3 protein-coding genes are annotated in these 2,426 nt (G+C 79.8%); all 3 read left to right on the top strand.

All coding sequences use genetic code 11. The annotated features are described in order from the left end of the window. Nucleotides 1–229 precede the first annotated feature (229 nt). Entirely contained in the window at nucleotides 230–610 is a 381-nt protein-coding gene (locus HLB09_RS20475) for a cold shock domain-containing protein (protein WP_171204274.1), read from the top strand. Nucleotides 611–613: 3 nt separating this feature from the next. Continuing rightward, nucleotides 614–1,387: a DUF3027 domain-containing protein gene (locus HLB09_RS15805; RefSeq protein WP_171204273.1), complete on the top strand. Its 774-nt coding sequence runs from the start codon at nucleotides 614–616 to the stop codon at nucleotides 1,385–1,387. Between the two features lie 8 nt (nucleotides 1,388–1,395). Further along, nucleotides 1,396–2,426 (top strand): sacsin N-terminal ATP-binding-like domain-containing protein (locus HLB09_RS15800; protein WP_212771224.1); only part of this gene is annotated, 1,031 nt, incomplete at its 3' end.

The following is a 2,426-nucleotide window of genomic DNA, read 5'->3' as shown; positions in this document are numbered from 1 at the left end:
GGAGGTGCCCTTCCTCGACGTGCGCGGCCGGGTGGACCGCGGGGTGGCGAGGCCGGGCGGGCGGGGCTGGGCGCCGTGGTCGGCGCGGCCCGACGCTAGCCGCTCGGGAGGGTTAGCCTGGCGGGTGCACGCCGGAGCGGGCCCGCGCCCGTGTCGCCGTCCCCGACCGGGGGGCGGGCGCCCACCGCGGGGAGCCGCCCGGCCCAGGACGACGCGAGGACGGACGAGGGTGCCGACAGGCAGGGTCAAGTGGTTCGACGCCGAGCGCGGGTTCGGCTTCATCGCGGCCGAGGACGGGGACGAGGTCTTCCTCCACGCCTCGGCGCTGCCCGCGGGGACGACCGTCTCCCCGGGCGCCAAGGTCGAGTTCGGCGTCGCCGACGGGCGCCGCGGCAAGCAGGCGCTCTCCGTGCGGGTGGTCCAGGCCCCCGCCACCGTGACGTCGGGCACGCGCCGCGGTCCCGAGGACATGGCCGTCGTCGTCGAGGACCTCATCCGCCTCCTCGACGGCGTCTCCAACCAGCTGCACCGCGGCCGCTACCCCGACCGCAGCGCGGGTCGCAAGGTCGCGACCGTGCTGCGCCGCGTCGCCGACGACCTGGAGGGCTGAGGCGTGCCTCCCCGCCGGCGCCGCGCCCCCGCCTCCGACGCCGTGCTCGCCGGAGCGGTGGAGCTGGCGCGCGAGGCCGCCGAGGCCGTGGCCGGCCGCGGTCCCCGCGGCGAGGTCCTCGTGGGCGAGCACCTCGGCGTCCGCGTCGAGGACGACCGCCTCCTCACCCACGACTTCGCCTGCACCGCAGCCGGGTACCAGGGGTGGCGCTGGGCGGTGACGCTCGCGCGGGCGCCGCGCGCCCGCGTCGCCACGGTCTGCGAGGCCGAGCTCCTCGCCGGCGAGGGCTCCGTCCTCGCGCCGGCGTGGCTGCCCTGGGCCGAGCGGCTGCAGCCGGGGGACGTCGGCCCGACCGACGTCCTGCCGCGCGTGGAGGACGACGAGCGGCTCGTCCCGGGCTTCACCGCCACGGGCGAGGAGGACGTCGACGCCGTCGGGTTCCACGAGCTCGGGCTCGGCCGGCGCCGGGTGCTCTCCCGCGACGGGCGCGCCGAGGCGGCGCAGCGCTGGTACGACGGCGAGCACGGCCCGGGCGCCGAGAGCGCCAAGGCGTCGGCGGCGGGCTGCGGCAGCTGCGGGTTCTTCCTGCCGCTGCCGGGGGCGATGCGCCAGGTCTTCGGGGTGTGCGCCAACGGCTGGTCGCCGTCGGACGGCACGGTCGTCAGCGTCGACCACGGCTGCGGGGCGCACAGCGAGACCGACGTCGAGGTGCGGCGCGAGCAGGTGCCGGCTCCCGTCGTCGACGACCAGGTCCTCGACGTCGTGCCGGTCGCCTGACCGGCGCGGTGCGCTCGCCCGGTCCCTCCGACGACGCCGGTCGTCCCGACGGCTCCGGCCCGGAGGGCGACCCCCGACCCGCGGACCGGGACGACCCCTTCGGCTGCGCCGGGTTGCGGGCCCGCGCGCTGGCGGCCTGGACGGCCTCGCCCGACCGGCTGCGGGAGGACGCCAACGCCGAGGAGGAGCTCGCGCTCGGCGGCTACCGCGACCGCGTCGTCGTCGAGCTGGCCCAGAACGCCGCCGACGCCGCCGTCCGCGGCGGGGAGGTCGGGCGCGGACGGCTGCTGCTGCGGCTCTCCTCCGCCGACGGCGCACCCGTGCTGCTGGCCGCCAGCGGGGGCGTGCCGCTCGACGCCGCCGGCGTGCGGGCCTTGGCGGGTCTGCGCGCCTCGACCAAGCGTCCCGAGCCGGGCGCGAGCGACGGCGGCCCCCCGCTGGACGGCGTGGTCGGGCGCTTCGGCGTCGGCTTCACGGCCGTCCTCAGGGTGAGCGACGCGCCCGCCCTGCTGACGGCGGCGGGTGGCGTCGGCTTCGACCGGCGTCGGGCGGCCGCCGCCGTCCACGAGGCCGCGTCCGCCGCCGGCGGTGAGCTCGCCGCCGAGGTCGCCCGCCGGGGCGGCTCGCTGCCGGTGCTGCGCAGCCCCTTCGCGGTCGGCCCCGACGACGTGCCCGGGGGCGACGAGGCGGCGGCGCTGCTCGACCGGGGCTGGTCGACCGTCGTCGTCCTCCCGCTGCGCCCGGACGCCGTCGCGCCGGTCGGCGCGCTGCTCGACGCCGTCGACGACCTCCTCCTGCTGGCGCTGCCGGCCCTGGGGGAGGTCCGCGTGGAGCGGCCCGGCGTCGCCGACCGGGTGCTCCGCGACGTGGCCGATCGCTGGGTCGTGCTGCGCCGCAGCGGTGCGCACGAGCCGGCGGCGCTCGCGGGACGTCCCGCCGAGGAGCGCGCCGACCCCCGGTGGGCGCTGGCGTGGGCCCTGCCCCGGCGTCCCGCCGCGCCCTCCGACCCGCTCGCCGCGGCCCTGGGGCGGCTCGACGG

It is taken from the genome of Pseudokineococcus marinus, assembly GCF_013004605.1.
Lineage (GTDB): Bacteria > Actinomycetota > Actinomycetes > Actinomycetales > Quadrisphaeraceae > Pseudokineococcus > Pseudokineococcus marinus.
The sequence above is the reverse complement of the archived record's forward strand: the minus strand, read 5'-3'. Positions and strand labels throughout refer to the sequence as shown.